Source organism: Micromonospora sp. BL4 (assembly GCF_003667505.1).
GTDB lineage: Bacteria > Actinomycetota > Actinomycetes > Mycobacteriales > Micromonosporaceae > Micromonospora.
Window position 1 is genome coordinate 1 of the sequence record NZ_RCVJ01000026.1, and the last position, 299, is coordinate 299.

At 71.6% G+C, this 299-nt stretch carries 1 protein-coding gene; it reads right to left on the minus strand.

Annotated features, from left to right (window positions below; all coding sequences use genetic code 11):
* Nucleotides 1-299 (minus strand): cellulose binding domain-containing protein (locus EAD89_RS00135; RefSeq protein ID WP_199733367.1); only part of this gene is annotated, 299 nt, incomplete at both ends.

A 299-nucleotide genomic window follows, 5' to 3' on the forward strand; every position in this document is an offset into this window, starting at 1 on the left:
GGGTTGCCGCTGGTCCAGGAGGCGTTGAAGCCGAAGGCGGCGGTGCCGTCGGTGGCGATGGCGGCGTTGTGGTCGACGTTGCGGGCGGTGACCTGGGCGCCGGACTGGGTGACGGTGGCGTTCCACGCCTGGGTGACCTGCTGGCCGGCGGTGTACGACCAGGTGAGGGTCCACCCCGTGACGGGATCACCGAGGTTGGTGACGGTGACGTTGGCGCCGAAGCCACCCTGCCACTGGTTGGTGACCTGGTAGTCGACGCGGCAGCCGACGGCGGCGGCCGAGGCGACGACCGTGCCGAG